General features: G+C 70.8%; 13 protein-coding genes. 10 read left to right on the top strand and 3 right to left on the bottom strand.

What is annotated here, in order from left to right:
- Positions 1-3: 3 nt before the first annotated feature.
- The gene (gene aceA, locus M3195_RS09510) at positions 4-1329 is read right to left on the bottom strand and encodes an isocitrate lyase (protein ID WP_251586901.1); all 1326 of its coding nucleotides are present in this window, start codon (positions 1327-1329) and stop codon (positions 4-6) included.
- Between the two features lie 134 nt (positions 1330-1463).
- Here aceA and M3195_RS09515 point away from each other — a divergent pair, with 134 nt between their 5' ends.
- The 3 genes from M3195_RS09515 (at position 1464) to M3195_RS17100 (ending at position 5266) form a co-directional block, all read left to right on the top strand.
- Positions 1464-2915 (top strand): helix-turn-helix domain-containing protein, encoded by a 1452-nt coding sequence (locus M3195_RS09515; protein WP_251586903.1) that lies wholly within the window; start codon positions 1464-1466, stop codon positions 2913-2915.
- 109 nt (positions 2916-3024) lie between these two features.
- Positions 3025-4602, top strand: coding sequence for a glucoamylase family protein (locus M3195_RS09520; RefSeq protein ID WP_251586905.1), 1578 nt, complete (start codon positions 3025-3027; stop codon positions 4600-4602).
- Between the two features lie 37 nt (positions 4603-4639).
- Positions 4640-5266 carry a TetR/AcrR family transcriptional regulator gene (locus M3195_RS17100; protein WP_251586906.1) on the top strand — a complete coding sequence of 209 codons (627 nt, stop codon included), beginning with the start codon at positions 4640-4642 and terminating at the stop codon, positions 5264-5266.
- A 6-nt stretch (positions 5267-5272) separates the two neighbouring features.
- On the opposite strand, the gene M3195_RS09530 is transcribed toward M3195_RS17100, so the two are convergent.
- Positions 5273-5920, bottom strand: coding sequence for an amino acid deaminase (locus M3195_RS09530; protein ID WP_251586908.1), 648 nt, complete (start codon positions 5918-5920; stop codon positions 5273-5275).
- Between the two features lie 118 nt (positions 5921-6038).
- Here M3195_RS09530 and M3195_RS09535 point away from each other — a divergent pair, with 118 nt between their 5' ends.
- From M3195_RS09535 to M3195_RS09560, 6 genes are read left to right on the top strand one after another with little or no spacing between them, the layout of a single operon-like run.
- Complete coding sequence (locus M3195_RS09535; protein ID WP_251586910.1) at positions 6039-6683, top strand: HAD family hydrolase; 645 nt, start codon at positions 6039-6041, stop codon at positions 6681-6683.
- Positions 6684-6732: 49 nt separating this feature from the next.
- Positions 6733-7722 (top strand): phosphate/phosphite/phosphonate ABC transporter substrate-binding protein, encoded by a 990-nt coding sequence (locus M3195_RS09540; RefSeq protein WP_251586912.1) that lies wholly within the window; start codon positions 6733-6735, stop codon positions 7720-7722.
- A gap of 1 nt (position 7723) precedes the next feature.
- Positions 7724-8548, top strand: coding sequence for a phosphonate ABC transporter ATP-binding protein (phnC, locus tag M3195_RS09545; RefSeq protein ID WP_251586914.1), 825 nt, complete (start codon positions 7724-7726; stop codon positions 8546-8548).
- The gene (gene phnE, locus M3195_RS09550) at positions 8545-9366 is read left to right on the top strand and encodes a phosphonate ABC transporter, permease protein PhnE (RefSeq protein ID WP_251586916.1); all 822 of its coding nucleotides are present in this window, start codon (positions 8545-8547) and stop codon (positions 9364-9366) included. The genes phnC and phnE (M3195_RS09550) overlap by 4 nt, the downstream gene beginning before the upstream one ends.
- Positions 9363-10175, top strand: coding sequence for a phosphonate ABC transporter, permease protein PhnE (phnE, locus tag M3195_RS09555; RefSeq protein ID WP_251586918.1), 813 nt, complete (start codon positions 9363-9365; stop codon positions 10173-10175). The genes phnE (M3195_RS09550) and phnE (M3195_RS09555) overlap by 4 nt, the downstream gene beginning before the upstream one ends.
- Positions 10162-11028: a MurR/RpiR family transcriptional regulator gene (locus M3195_RS09560; protein ID WP_251586920.1), complete on the top strand. Its 867-nt coding sequence runs from the start codon at positions 10162-10164 to the stop codon at positions 11026-11028. Before phnE (M3195_RS09555) ends, M3195_RS09560 begins: the two co-directional genes overlap by 14 nt.
- A 43-nt stretch (positions 11029-11071) precedes the next feature.
- On the opposite strand, the gene M3195_RS09565 is transcribed toward M3195_RS09560, so the two are convergent.
- Positions 11072-12580 (bottom strand): PucR family transcriptional regulator, encoded by a 1509-nt coding sequence (locus tag M3195_RS09565; RefSeq protein WP_251586922.1) that lies wholly within the window; start codon positions 12578-12580, stop codon positions 11072-11074.
- Between the two features lie 107 nt (positions 12581-12687).
- Between M3195_RS09565 and gabT the strand changes: the two genes are divergently transcribed.
- Positions 12688-14049, top strand: coding sequence for a 4-aminobutyrate--2-oxoglutarate transaminase (gene gabT, locus M3195_RS09570; protein ID WP_251586924.1), 1362 nt, complete (start codon positions 12688-12690; stop codon positions 14047-14049).
- Positions 14050-14055 lie beyond the last annotated feature (6 nt).

Below are 14055 nucleotides of genomic sequence, written 5' to 3' on the forward strand. Positions count from 1 at the left end.
GAGTCAGTGGAACTGCGCGGTCTCGGTGGAGCCGGCGAGGGCGAGTGTCGCGCTGTCGGGGTTGAGCGCTGTCGAGATGACGTCGAAGTAGCCGGTGCCCGCCTCACGCTGATGCTTGGTGGCGGTGTAGCCGTCGGCCTCGGCGGCGAACTCGGCCTCCTGCAGCTCGACGTACGCGCTCATGGCGCGTTCGGCGTAACCGCGGGCGAGGTCGAACATGGAGTGGTTCAGGGCATGGAAGCCGGCCAGGGTGATGAACTGGAACTTGTAGCCCAGGTCGGCGAGCTCCCGCTGGAACGTCGCGATCTCGGCATCCGAGAGGTGGCGCTTCCAGTTGAAGCTCGGCGAGCAGTTGTACGCGAGCATCTTGCCGGGGAACTCTGCGTGGATCGCCGCCGCGAACTCGCGCGCCAGTGCGATGTCGGGCTCACCCGTCTCGACCCAGAGCAGGTCGGCGTACGGCGCGAACGCGAGGCCGCGGCTGATGACCGACTCGATCCCGGAGCGGATCCGGTGGAAGCCCTCGGCGGTGCGCTCGCCGGTGAGGAACTGCTGGTCGCGCTCGTCGACGTCGCTCGTCAGCAGATCGGCGGCGAGAGCATCCGTCCGGGCGATGATGACGGTGGGGACGCCAGCGACGTCGGCAGCCAGACGGGCCGCGTTCAGCGTGCGGATGTGCTGCTGCGTCGGCACGAGCACCTTGCCGCCCAGATGCCCGCACTTCTTCTCGCTCGCGAGCTGGTCCTCCCAGTGGATGGCCGCCGCCCCCGCCTGGATCAGCGACTGCGCGAGCTCATAGGCGTTGAGCGGACCGCCGAACCCGGCCTCGGCGTCGGCGACGATCGGCGCCAGCCAGTCCTGGGTGACGGTGCCCTCAGCGTGCTCCAGCTGGTCCTGGCGCAGCAGTGCGTTGTTGATGCGGCGCACGACGGCCGGCACCGAGTTGGCGGGGTAGAGCGATTGGTCGGGGTACGTCTGTCCGGAGAGGTTGCCGTCGGCCGCGACCTGCCAGCCCGAGAGGTAGATGGCCTTGAGGCCCGCGCGCACCTGCTGCACGGCCTGGCCGCCCGTGTAGGCGCCGAGTGCTCGTACGTACTCCTCGGTGTGCAGCAGGTTCCAGAGGTTCTCCGCGCCCCGGTGGGCGAGGGTGGCGTTCTCCCGGACGGAGCCGCGGATGCGGATGACGTCGTCTGCCGTGTACGTGCGCTCGACGCCGTCCCAGCGGGGGTCGGTGTCCCAGATCTCCTGCAGCTCGGGGGCCGTCTGGACCTGGTCGCCCGCGCGCAGACCGGCGGGGCGAGGGGTGCGGTTCTCAGCGGTGTTCGACATGGTGTCTCCTTCATCGGATTCCGGCGGCGGTGCCGGGTGGCGTGTAACCACCATCCGTGAAGATCCCAGGTTCACATCGCCATTTCCGATGTGAAGATCGCCGGAAATTCTGTTTCTGTGACAGAATCAGCGCCATGGACGCCTCTCCCGGTGCAGACGAGACCGATGCCCTCACGATCGGACGGCGCATCCGCCAGCTGCGCACGGCGCGGGGGATGACGCTCGACGACCTCGCCGTGGCGGTCGACCGCGCGCCGAGCCAGCTGTCGATGATCGAGACCGGCAAGCGCGAGCCCAAGCTCACGCAATTGCAGGCGATTGCGCGCGTGCTCGGCGTCACGCTCGACGCCCTGCTGGAGGGGGAGCCGCTCGACGAGCGCAGTGCGACCGAGATCGCCCTGGAGCGCGCCATGAAGGGGCAGACGTTCCAGGCGCTGGGGATCGAGCCGTTCCGCATCGCGAAGAGCATGCCGACCGATGCGCTCAAGGCGCTCCTCGCCCTGCACGGCGAGATCGACCGGCTGCGCGACGAGCGCGCGGCCACTCCGGAGGAGGCCCGACGGGCCAACGTCGAGCTGCGGCATCTCATGCGACGCCAGGACAACCATTTCGCCGACCTCGAGGCGAAGGCGTCGGAGATCCTTGCCGCGGTGCGGCATCCGGGCGGCCCGCTCACGCAGCGGACGGCCTCCGAGATCGCCGCCTACCTCGGCTTCACGCTGCACTACGCGCCCGATCTGCCGCAGACCACGCGCAGCGTCGCCGACCTCGCGAACGGACGCCTGTATCTCTCGAGCAGGGTGCCGGCCAAGGGTGATGCGCGCACCGCGGTGCTGCAGGCGCTGTCGAGCCGCATCCTCGGGCACTCGGAGCCGCGCAGCTATGCGGAGTTCCTGCGCCAGCGCGTCGAGACGAACTATCTGACCGGGGCGCTGCTGATCCCCGAGGCGCATGTCGTGCCGGCGCTGCAGGACGCGAAGGCGCGCCGCTCGATCTCCATCGAGGACCTCCGCGACGCCTACTCCGTGTCGTACGAGACCGCCGCGCACCGCTTCACGAACCTCGCGACGAGACACCTCGGCATCCCGGTGCACTTCCTCAAGGTGCACGAGTCGGGCACGATCACGAAGGCGTACGAGAACGACGACGTGAACTTCCCGACCGATCGCCTCGGCGCGATCGAGGGGCAGATGTGCTGTCGTCGGTGGACGAGCCGGGTGGTCTTCGACGAGGACGACCGCTTCAACCCGTACTACCAGTACACCGACACGGGCAACGGCACGTACTGGTGCACCGCGCGCGTGGAGGCCTCGAGCGAGGGTCTGCACTCGGTGAGCGTCGGCGTGCGCTTCGACGACACGAAGTGGTTCGTGGGGCGGGACACCCCGCACCGGGGAGTGTCGAAGCACTCGGTCGAGGTGTGCTGTCGCCGGGCGCCCGCCGAGCTGGAGGAGCGCTGGCGCGAGCACTCGTGGCCCAACGTGAAGACGCCGCGCACGCTGCTCGCGACGCTGCCGACCGGGTCGTTCCCCGGGGTCGACACGACCGACGTGTACGAGTTCCTCGAGGCGCACGCGCCCAGGTGATCGGCATCGCTGCACGCCGGATGGGGATTGAATCAACCCCGAACACGTGTTAGGTTTTCGCAGATCGGAGCGCTGCGATCGGTGGCGCCGTTCTCGATGAGGAGACACGATGAAGCGATGGATGAGTGCAGTGGCGACGGCCGGACTGGTCGTCGCGGGACTCGCGGTCGCCAGCCCCGCCACCGCCGGCGGCAACGGCGGTGGCGGACACGGCGGAGGCAAGCCGGGGACCGAGGAGCTCAACCGCTGGGCGGTCGACACCTGGGCGTCCCTCGACGCCATGACCGACGAGGCGACGGGACTCCCGTCCGACAACGTCACCGGTGACCTGCAGACCGCGGGTGCCTACACCTCGCCTACGAACATCGGCGGATACCTGTGGTCGACCGTCACCGCCCGCGACCTCGGCATCATCGGCGAGGACGAGGCCCGAGACCGTCTGTCGACCACGCTCGACACCCTGACCGGCCTCGAGCGCAACGACGCGAGCGGCATGTTCTACAACTGGTACTCGCCGACCACCGGTGAGAAGCTCACGACCTGGCCCGACTCCGGCGACCCGGTGTACCCGTTCCTCAGCACGGTCGACAACGGCTGGCTCGCCGCATCCCTGCGAATCGTCCGCGAGGCCGAGCCCGACCTCGCTCAGGAAGCCGACGCCCTCTACGACTCCATGGACTTCGGGGCGTTCTTCGACCCCGCGGGCGCTGCGGGGCTGCCCGCCGGCACCAACCGCGGCGGGTTCTGGGATGCTGCGCCGCCGGACTGCAGCGTCGAGGCGCCCATGTACAACGGGTCGGGGGAGACCGCGTATTACACGTGCCACCACTACGACACGACCGTGAGCGAGAGCCGGATCGCGACCTACCTCGGCATCGCCAACGGGCAGATCCCCGCGACCGCCCTGTACGGCACGCATCGCACGATGCCCCCCGGGTGCGACTGGGCCTGGCAGGAGCAGCTCCCGCAGGGGGAGTACCGCACCTACGACGGCGTGGAGGTCTGGGAGGGCACGTACCAGTACGAGGGCATGTCGTTCGTGCCCAGCTGGGGCGGCAGCATGTTCGAGTCGCTCATGCCCGACCTGCTCGTGCCCGAGGCGAAGTGGGGACCGAGGTCGTGGAAGACGAACCACGCGGTCACCGTCGCCGTGCAGAAGGCGCACGGGCTCGACGAGGCCGGCTACGGGTACTGGGGCTTCTCGCCCGCCAGCAACCCGTTCGGCGGCTACGCCGAGTACGGCGTCGACATCGCCGGTATGCGGTCGGACGGCTACACTTCCGACGCCGAGCAGACCGACGTCGACGTCGACCGCCCCGGATGCTCGACGGGCACCAACCCCGACCCGGAGTTCGGTGACGGCGTCGTGACCCCGCACGCATCGTTCCTCGCGCTTCCCTATGACCGCGAAGGCGCGCTCAGCAACCTCGAGGGCATCGAGCAGGAGCTCGGCGCCTACGGTCCAGGCGGGTTCTACGACGCGGTCGCCGTGCGCAGCGGCACGGTCGCGGAGCGCTACCTGTCGCTCGACCAGTCGATGATCATGGCGGCGATCGGCAACGAGCTCACGAAAGATACACTCAAGGACTACTTCGTGGACCGCGAGATGGAGCAGACGCTGCGGCCCGCGATGAAGCAGCAGATATTCGGCTCGTCGTGGGGAGCGGGGCACGGCCACGGCGGCTGAATCCCGGTCGGCCCGCGCGAGAGGACAGGAGCGGGCAGTGGGCACGGACGAGCAGCCGGTCGCCGGGCGGGGTCGCCGCGGACCCTACGCGGCAGGCCAGGCCCGGCGGCAGGCGATCGTCGACGAAGCACTCGCGGTGTTCTCCCGCACGGGGTTCCGCGGTGGATCCCTGCGGGAGATCGCGAAGCGCGTCGGCGTGACGCCGGCCGGTCTCCTGCACCACTTCGCCGACAAGGAGGAGCTCTTCGCGGAGGTGCTTCATCAGCGTGACGAGAAGGTCCGCGCGGCCGCGGGGGATCCGGCCGAGCACACCCTGCTCGAGCAGGCCCGGCGCGTCGTGGCGCACAACCGGACGTCGCGAGGGCTGACCTCGCTGTACGCGATCGTCTCGGCCGAGGCGACGGACCCCGAGCATCCCTCGCACGAGGACTTCGCCGCTCGGTATCGGGATCGTGCGGCCGAGGCCGAGGAGATCCTCCGCCGCGGGCAGGCGGACGGAGAGGTGCGTGCCGATATCGATCCCGCGAACGCCGCGCGCCTGATCAGCGCCGTCATGGACGGCATCCAGCTGCAGTGGCTGCTCGACGACTCCGTCGACATGATCGCCCTGTTCGAGGAGTTCACGGCGGGATATCTGCTGCCCGGTGCGCCGGATCGGGGCTGAGGAGGATCACACCGCGTTCCAGCGCACCCGCGGATCCGCCTCGAAACCGGCAAGCGCAGCCTCGGCGTCGTCGACCGGGAACATCGTCACGAGCAGCGGATCCGCTCCCGGAGCGGGCGCGACCTCGTAGGCGAGTGCGGCCGGGCCGTGGGCGGCGCTGAGGGCGACGCGGCTCGCTCGGCCGTCGACCGAGCACGTCGACTCCACCGCCGGTGAGCGGAGAAGGGTGGATGCCGCGGACGTCGCCCGCGCGAGGAGGGAAGGGCCGCAGCGCCAGGGGAGGAGGGCCTGCGGGGCCAGCCCCAGCGCGGTGCTGAGCGCGGTGCCGAGCCATCGTTCGCGCTTGAGGCCGTACGGCGTGGGCGCGAGTGACAGCAGGTAGCCGTAGGTGTGCAGGACCCCCGCATTTCCGTGGGGCCATTCGGCAGCGACGCCTGCGCGATCGTGCAGCTCGTCGAACAGGGCGCGGGGGAGAACGGCCGTGCCGAGGTTCTCGTCGATCACGGTGGAGAGACCCCAGCGCGCGAACAGACCGGCGTCCCGGTCGTCGGCGATCGCGCCGCCGATCCAGGGAAGCGCGTCCAGCGCCGCCCGTGCTCCTGGTCGCGTGGAGGCGGCGAGGGCGGCGCGGTCGAGATCGTCATGTTCGGACACGGCGCTCACCATACTCGACCGCCATGGACGCATCGTTCACGCGGTGTTCACACGATGGGGACTTTCTGTCCACACTCGTTACTCACTATGGACGGAGCGTCCACACCGAAGGAAACCCGTGACCTCCATCCTCCTCTTCGACTTCGACGGCACGATCGCGCTCGGCGACGGCCCGGTCCTCGCCTACGCCCAGCAGGTGTCTGCGGCGCTAGGGGGCGACGACGGGTTCGTCGACGGCATCCGCTCCGCCCTCGCCCACGCGGACGGGGCGTCGCTCGACGGATACGACGCCGTGCGCCGCGCCGCCGAGGAGCGAGGTGCGGACGCGCGGCTGCTCAGCGAGGCCTACCTCGCGAGCCGGCGTCAGCTCGCCACCGGGGAGGCCCCGATCGCCGCGCCGGACGGGCTCGTCGAGTTCCTCACTGAGACGTCCGCCGAGGCGGAGCGCGTGCTCGTGACCAACGCGCCGCCGATCCGGATCGCGGAAGCCCTCGACGCCCTCGGCCTGGCGGGACTCTTCGACCGGATCGTGACGAACGCCCGCAAGCCCGCCGGGCTCGATGCCGTGCTCGCGGACCTGCCCGCCGACGCGCGGGTGCTCAGCATCGGCGACATCTGGCACAACGACCTCGCCCCGGCGCACGCCCGTGGCCACGCGACCGCGCTGATCGGCGGATTCGCCGACCCCGCCGCCTCCCCGACCTACCGTGCCGCCGTCTTCGCCGAGCTGATCCCGCAGCTCCGCGACTGGCTGCGCGGCTGAGACCTCCACCTCCCCTCCTCACCAACCCACCTCACATCGAAGGACGACAATGCGCACCTCCCCCTTCCGCCGCTCCGCCACCGGCCTCATCGCCGCCGGCGCGCTCCTGACCGTCGTGCTCGCCGGATGCTCCGGCACCACGGCAGCGCCCGAGGACTCGGCCGCCCCCGCCGCCGACCCGGACTCCCTCGTGCTCGCCCTCGTGCCCTCGCAGGACCAGGACGGCCTCGTCGACACCGCCACGCCCCTCACCGACTACCTCACCGAGGAGCTCGGGATCGAGGTCACCGGCGTTGTGTCGAAGGACTACCAGGCCGCGGTTGAGGCCATGGGCGCCGGTCAGGCGCAGATCGGCTTCCTGCCGTCCCTGCAGCTCTGGCAGGCCAACGACATGTACGACGCCTCGATCGTCCTCCAGACCGAGCGCAACGGCAACATCACCTACCCGGCGCAGTTCATGACGAACAACCCCGACAAGTACTGCGACGACGAGCCGGTCGAGCGCGACGGGATGCTGTTCTGCAACGGCGCCGACGCGATGACCGGTCCTGCGGGACTCGACAGCATCGACAAGGTGAAGGGCGCGAAGGTCGCGGTGCTCGGCCCCGGCTCGCCCGCCGGCTACATCTACCCGATCCTCGCGCTGCAGGAGGCGGGAATCGACACCGACGCCGACATCCAGCAGATCCCCGTCACGGCCAACGACGCCTCGGTGCTCGCGGTCTACAACGGCGACGCCGAGGTCGGCTTCAGCTTCTGGGACGCCCGCACGATCGTTCAGAAGGACACCCCCGACGTGGGCCAGAAGGTCGTCGTGTTCGCGATGACCGAGGAGATCCCGAACGACGGCGTCGCTCTGTCGAGCGACCTCTCGCCCGAGCTGCAGGAGCGCATCACGACCGCGCTCGAGGACTTCTCGAACACGGAGGACGGCTCGGCGATCCTCGAGAGCATCTACTCCATCACCAAGCTGGCGCCCGCGAACCCCGACTCGCTCGACGTCGTGGCCCGTGCCGCTCAGGCCCTGGGGCTCCAGTAAGTTGTCCGACCAGATCCAGCACGTGGACGCCGCAGCTCCGGCTGCGGCGTCCACGCCGTGGTCCATCCGGCTCGACGAGGTCACGGTCCGCTACCCGAACGGCACGATCGGCCTGAACCGGGTGTCGCTCGACATCGCGGCCGGCGAGATGGTGGCCGTGGTCGGGCTCTCCGGCTCCGGCAAGTCCACTCTCATCCGGACGATCAACGGCCTCGTCCCGGTCACCTCCGGCGCTCTCGACGTCGGCGAGCACCGCGTGTCCGGCGCGTCGGCACGCACGCTGCGCCGCCTGCGCGGCGACATCGGCATGGTCTTCCAGGGCTTCAACCTCGCGGGCCGTGCGAGCGTGCTGCAGAACGTGCTCGTCGGCCGCCTCGCCCACACCCCGCTGTGGCGCACCCTGCTCGGCGCCTACCCCGATGTCGACAAGCAGCGCGCCTATCACGCGCTCGACCGCGTCGGCATCCTCCCGAAGCTCCACTCCCGTGCATCCGACCTCTCCGGCGGGCAGCAGCAACGCGTCGCGATCGCGCGCGCCCTCGCTCAGGAACCGCGCATCGTGCTCGCCGACGAACCCGTCGCGAGCCTCGACCCGCCCACCGCGCACGGCGTCATGAACGACCTGCGTCGCATCAACCGCGACCTCGGCATCACGGTCCTCGTCAACCTGCACCTGCTCGACCTCGCCCGCGAGTACGGCGCACGGATGATCGGGATGCGGGCGGGAGAGGTCGTGTACGACGGCCCGGCCACGAGCGCGACGGATGCCGACTTCGAGAGCATCTACGGACGCTCGCTCACGCCGGAAGACCGGTTGGACGCATGACCGCGCCCGTCCGGGCCGCCGCGCCCGTCCCGCTCGAGATACCCGCGCGTCCGCCCGGCGCGTGGAAGGGCCCCGTGATCGTCGTCGCCGTGCTCGTCGTGACCGTCGTGATGTGCCTGCCCGTCATCGGGATCGGCGTCGACTTCGGCACGATCGCCCGCAACTGGCAGAACGGCGCCGACAAGGTCGTGAAGCTCCTCCTTCCCGACTGGAGCTTCTTCCCCCGCACCGTGCCGCCCCTCATCGAGACTCTGCAGATGGCGGTCATCGCCACAGCGGTCGGCGCCGCGGTGTCGCTGCCGCTGAGCTTCTGGGCGGCCCGAGCCACGAATCCGAGCGCCCCGTTCCGCATCGCCGTCCGCGGCGTCCTCAACGTCATCCGCAGCGTGCCGGACCTCCTGTACGCGGCCATCCTCGTGGCGATGGTCGGCGTCGGCGCGCTGCCCGGCATCCTCGCCCTGCTGCTGTTCAACGTCGGCATCATCGTCAAGCTCGTGTCGGAGGCGATCGACACGAACGACCGCGGCCCCCTCGAGGCCGGTCGTGCGGTCGGTGCGACGCAGGCGAAGATCAACCGCACGCTCGCGCTTCCCGACGCGTGGCCCGCGTTCGCGAACCAGACGCTGTACGTGTTCGAGCTCAACGTCCGGGCCTCCACCGTGCTCGGACTCGTCGGCGCCGGCGGGATGGGCCTGCTCATCGACGCGGTGCGCACCTTCTACCGCTACGACCAGCTGTCGCTCATCATCCTGGAGATCCTCATCGTCGTGATCGTGATCGACCTCGTCTCCGACGCCATCCGCCGGAGGCTCGTATGACCGCGCTCACCGTGCTCCCCGACAAGCCCAGGCGCCCGTGGCTCGTGGCGGGCTGGGTCCTCGTGACCGCAATCGTCGTGCTCGCCTTCTGGTCGATCGACATCGCCTGGGGGCGGCTCGCCGATCTCCCCGGCGAGATCGTGCGGTACACCGTGCTCATGTTCGGGTCGCCGAACTGGGAGAAGCTCCCCGAGGCGCTGTGGCAGACCTGGCGCAGCATCGAGATGGCCTGGGTCGGCACGATCCTCGGCATCCTGCTCGCGACCCCGTTGAGCCTGCTCGCCGCGCGCGGCTTCGGACCCGCCTGGCTGCGATCCCTGCTCCGCGGGCTGTTCTCGTTGATCCGCGCGGTGCCGGAGATCATCATCGCGATCGTGATCCTCTCGGTCACCGGCCTCACCCCGTTCACCGGTGCGCTCGCTCTCGCCGTCAACGGCATCGGCACGCTCGGCAAATGGGGCTACGAAGCCGTCGAAGCCGTGCCTCGCGGGCCGATCGAGGCGGCGCGGGCGGCCGGCGGCGGCACTCTGCAGGTGCTGCGCTGGGGGGTCTGGCCGCAGGCGGAGCCCGCGTTCTGGTCGTTCTGGCTGTACCGCTTCGAGATCAACGTGCGCTCCTCCGCCGTGCTCGGTCTCATCGGCGTCGGCGGCATCGGAGACATGCTGACCTCGTACACCCAGTACCGTGAGTGGTCGACGGTGGGTGTCCTGCTCATCGTGGTCGTCGCCGTGACGATGCTCATCGACGGAGCATCCGGTGCGATCCGACGTCGGATCATGGAGGGAGCCCGCACCCGTGTTCTCGCCTAGCGCCCCGCCCACCGCGCGCATCGTCGCGGTGCTCAACACACTGCAGCCGGCCGAGCGCCGTGTCGCCGAGCTCATCGTCGACTCGGCCGACGCCGTGGTCGAGTGGACCGCCCAGGAGCTCGCCGACCGGGCGGGCGTGGGGCGCGCCACGGTCGTGCGCGCCTGCCAGAGCATCGGCTACCGGGGGTACCCGCAGCTGCGCGTCGCGCTCGCCGCGGAGCTCGGCGCGGCCCCGGGAGACACCGTCGTCGATCATGGGCCGGGCGTCCTGGGGAGGATGCGCGGCGAGATCGACCGGCTCGCCGCGACGCTGCCCGCCCTCACGAGCCTGCTCGATGCGGATGCCGTCGCGGAGGCCGTGCGGCGCGCGGCCTCCGCGACCCGCCTGCTCGTGCTCGCGAACGGCCTGTCGTCGCCGATCGCGAACGACCTCGCGATGCGCCTGACCGCGGCAGGACGACCGGCGGAGTTCATTGCCGACGCCATCGCACAGCAGATCGCCGCCCGACACCTCACCGCCGACGACGCCTGCGTCGTCATCAGCGGGTCGGGCGCGAACGAGGCGACCCTGCGTGTCGCGACGGCGGCGGCGCGCGGCGGCGCCCACGTCATCGCGCTCACCTCGTTCGCCTCGTCGGCGCTCACCGAGGTCGCGACGCACAGCCTCGTGATCGCTCCGTCGGGTGGGAGCTTCCGCGAGGAGCTGCAGCACGCCTCGCGCGTCGCCTACCTCGTGTTCGCCGAGGTCTTCGCGGCCGCGGTCACGGCCGAGCGGGGCGGCGACGCCGTGCGGACCAAGGCGCACGTGCTCGAAGTGGTGTCCGAGAACCTCGGCGAGGGCGCGGAGCGGTAGCGGCGACCGCGGCGGACGCCGAAGGGGTCGCGGAGTCAGCGACTCAGTCGCGCGCGGTCTGCAGCAGGGCCCAGAGTTCGGCGCGGGCGGGGAACGACGACAGATCGGCACCCAGCAGCGTCCCGGCCTGCGCGATGCGCGTGCGCAGCGTGTGCCGGTGCACGCCCAGCGCCGCGGCGGCCGGCTCCGCCTTCGCGTCGTGTTCGAGCCAGACCCGCAGGGTCCGCTCCAGGTCGGTGCGCGAGCGGGCGTCGCTCTCGCGCAGCGGCGCGAGACGCGATTCGGCGAGCAGACGGGCCTCGTCGGTCGCGAGCGCGCTCAGGATGCTGGAACCCACCGCGTCGGCGTAGCGGTGGACCCCGGCATCCGCCTGCCGGTGCAGCGCCGCGACGGCCTGGGCGTGAGCCCGGGAGAACGAGTCATACGACTCCGATCCCGATGCGCCGACGCGGATGCCGAACCGCTCGGCGACGTCGTCGAGCACCCCCTCGTCGACGGCCGACACGCACAGCGTCACGCCGTCGTCGGACTCGGCGACGAAGGATGCCGTTCCCTCATCCGTGCGGCGTCGATCCCACCAGTCGGTCAGGGGGCCGGCCGGTGCGTCGGCCGCGACAGCGACGACGATCGGCGCGGGCGGCAGCGAACCGAGCACACGTCGCGCGAGCGCGGGATCGTCGCCCTGCAGCGACGACAGCAGCTGCGAGTGCAGGCGCCGCCGGCTCCGGGCGAGCTGCTCGCTCTGCTCGAGCGCGAGCCCGGCCATCGCGATGACCGAGGTCACGACGGTGCGCGCCTCGGGGTCGAGGCCGTCGATGCCGAGGGCGATGACCCCGCGCAGGCGGCCGCCGCGTCCGATGGTGAACAGCATGAACGAACGGTCGCCGACCGTGAACGACTGCCCCGCCTCGAGTCCGCGCGTCAGCACCTCGGCGACATGCTGCCCCAGGACGTCCTGCGCGGCGTCCGCGAGCTCGTCGACGGCGTGCGACGACTGCAGCTCTCCGGACGCGTCGTACATCCCGACCCAGACGCCGAGGCGTCGGCCGAGCTCGGCGAGGGTCGCGTCGAGTCCGCGGGGGCGCAGCGCCGCGAGGGCGAGGGCGCGATGGGTGTCGAGGGCCCAGGAGCGCCGCGCATACGCCTGGGCGGCGATCGCCTCCGAGTGAGCGCGCGCCACGGCGATGAACGGCGTGCGGTAGGGGACTTCGAACAGCGGCATCCCCCGGCGTGCGCACGCGGCGACGAGCTCGTCGGGGATGCCGGCGCGATGCACCTCCGTTCCGAAGCCGAGTCCGCGCACACCGCGGTCGGCGAGCCGGTCGACGTACACGTCGACGTCGGTGTCGGCGTCGAACTGGACCCCGGTGGTGAGCAGGGCGAGGTCTTCCGCAAGGAAGGGCGTCGGATCGGCGAGGTCGGAGCTGTGCACCCAGCGCAGCGGGCTTCGCAAAGCCCCCGCGGGGAGCGTCTGCGGCTCGGACACCAGCCGCAGACCCAGATCGCGGCGACGGAGCAGCGCCTGCAGCGTCGGTTCCTCGGCGATCTCCATCCGGCCCCCTCCCCATCAAACAGGGATGTACGGTGCGGTGAATCCCTGCGGCACATTGTACAGCTCGGCGAATGCACGCCGGGCGAGACCGGTCGTACGCTCGCGTCATGGCTCTCCTCGACACCGACACCGCGACCGTTCCCCTCGGCGGACCCGACCTCCTCCAGGAGCGTCGGCTCGTCACAGAGCTCCCCGGGCCCCGCTCGGCCGAGATCCTCGCCCGCAAGGCCGAGGCCGTGCCCGCAGGCGTCGGCCACACGGTGCCCGTCGCCGCCGTCGCCGCGGGCGGAGGCGTCGTCGTCGACGCCGACGGCAACTCGCTCATCGACCTCGGCTCCGGCATCGCCGTGACGACGGTCGGCAACGCGCACCCGAAGGTCGCCGCGGCCGTCGCCGCTCAGGCCGCGCAGTTCACGCACACCTGCTTCATGATCTCGCCGTACGAGTCGTACATCGAGGTGGCCGAAGCGCTCAACCGTCTCACACCCGGCGACTTCGCCAAGAAGAGCGCCCTGTTCAACTCCGGAGCGGAGGCGGTCGAGAACGCGATCAAGATCGCCCGCAAGCACACCGGCCGCCAGGCCGTCGTCGCGTTCGACCACGGCTACCACGGCCGCACCAACCTCACCATGGCTCTCACCGCGAAGTCGATGCCCTACAAGAGCGGCTTCGGTCCGTTCGCGCCCGAGGTCTACCGCGCGCCGATGTCGTACCCGTTCCGCGACGGCCTGTCGGGTCCCGAGGCGGCAGCCCGCGTCATCCTGCAGCTCGAGAAGCAGGTCGGGGCCGACAACCTCGCCGCCGTCATCATCGAGCCCATCCAGGGCGAGGGCGGGTTCATCGTCCCGGCCGACGGCTTCCTCCCCGCGATCCTCGACTGGTGCCGCGCGAACGGCGTCGTCTTCATCGCCGACGAGGTGCAGACGGGCTTCGCCCGCACCGGCCACATGTTCGCGAGCGAGATCTTCGGCATCGAGCCCGACCTGATCACCACCGCCAAGGGCATCGCCGGCGGTCTGCCGCTCGCCGCCGTGACCGGGCGGGCCGAGATCATGGACGCCTCGCACACGGGCGGCCTCGGCGGCACCTACGGCGGAAACCCGATCGCGTGCGCGGCGGCGCTCGCCGCGATCGACGTGTTCGAGAACGACGGCGTGATCGAGCGCGCGCGAGAGATCGGCGAGATCCTGAAGGGCCGTCTCACCTCGCTCCAGCAGGGCGACGCCCGGATCGGCGACATCCGCGGACACGGCGCGATGATCGCCGCCGAGTTCGTCGACCCCGAGACCCAGGCCCCGGATGCCGCGCTCACGGCCGCGGTCGCGAAGGCGGCGATCGCGAAGGGCGTGATCGTGCTCACCTGCGGGACCTACGGCAACGTCATCCGCTTCCTGCCCCCGCTGGCGATCGGCGACGACCTGCTGAACGAGGGTCTGGACGTCATCGCCGAGGCGCTCGCGTCGGCGTGACCCACG

Source organism: Microbacterium hydrocarbonoxydans (assembly GCF_023715885.1).
GTDB lineage: Bacteria > Actinomycetota > Actinomycetes > Actinomycetales > Microbacteriaceae > Microbacterium > Microbacterium hydrocarbonoxydans_C.